Source organism: Kitasatospora putterlickiae (assembly GCF_039527695.1).
Taxonomy (GTDB): domain Bacteria; phylum Actinomycetota; class Actinomycetes; order Streptomycetales; family Streptomycetaceae; genus Kitasatospora; species Kitasatospora putterlickiae.
Genome location: NZ_BAAAKJ010000010.1, coordinates 19,474 through 20,361, shown reverse-complemented (window position 1 = coordinate 20,361; position 888 = coordinate 19,474). Strand labels below are relative to the sequence as shown.

Annotated in this window: 1 protein-coding gene and 1 pseudogene; one reads left to right on the top strand and one right to left on the bottom strand. The window is 76.6% G+C overall.

Annotated features, from left to right (window positions below; translation table 11 throughout):
- The first annotated feature begins 93 nt into the window (after nucleotides 1–93).
- Nucleotides 94–597: a MarR family winged helix-turn-helix transcriptional regulator gene (locus ABD308_RS00975; protein WP_344323456.1), complete on the top strand. Its 504-nt coding sequence runs from the start codon at nucleotides 94–96 to the stop codon at nucleotides 595–597.
- Between the two features lie 109 nt (nucleotides 598–706).
- Here the strand turns inward: ABD308_RS00975 and ABD308_RS00970 are convergent.
- Nucleotides 707–888 (bottom strand): annotated as a pseudogene (locus ABD308_RS00970) (serine/threonine protein kinase); the annotation flags it as partial.

Here is an 888-nt window from a genome sequence, read left to right as displayed (position 1 = left end):
CCGCGGGCACCGGGCCCCGGCCCGGACGACGACCGCCCGGCCCGGCATGGCACGGCACGGCACGGCACGGCACGGCAGAGAGGAACACCGAACGTGGAGGACGCCGTCGCGGGCGTGCTGCGCCAGTGGCACCAGGCATTCCCCGACCTGGACACCGAACCGATCGCGATCCTCGGCCGGATCAACCGCATCGCCGCCCTGCTGCAGCAGGGCAGGACCGGACCGCTCCCCCACGAGGGCCTCACCCGCCCCGAGTTCGACGTCCTCGCCGCCCTTCGCCGGAACGGCCAGGGGCTGACGCCCTCCCAGCTCGCCCGCGAGACCTTCTCCTCGGGCGCCGCGGTCACCAAACGGCTGCGGCAGCTGGAGGAGCGCGGTCTGGTCGCCCGCCGCACCGACGAGCGTGACCGCCGCGTCTCCCACCTCGCCCTCACCCCCGAGGGGGTCGAGGTGGTCGACCGCGTGTACCCCGACCTCCTCGGCTACGACCGGACCCTGATCTCCGGCCTGAGCGCCACCGAACGCGAAGACCTCTCCCGGGGCCTCGGCCGCCTCCTGCTCCTCCTGGAAGGCAGCAGCGGCAGCGCCCAGCCCTGATCCGGACGCCCGGGAACACGGACGCCCGGGAACACGGACACCCGGGAACACCGCGCCCCGTCCAGGCCTGGCCGGACGGGGCGAACGGAGCGAACGGGGTGCCGTGGAGTCAGCCCCGACGCTTCGGGCGGCCTCGGCGGGGGGTCTGAGAGGAGCCGGTGCCACCGCGCGGGCGGGCGCCTCCGGTGGTGCGGCCCGGGGTCGGGCGGCCACCGGCCTTGCCCGTGGCCTTCGCCGCGCCCGCCTTCGCCGCGCCCGCCTTGGCGGAGCCGCCCGGCTGCTTCGCGGCGG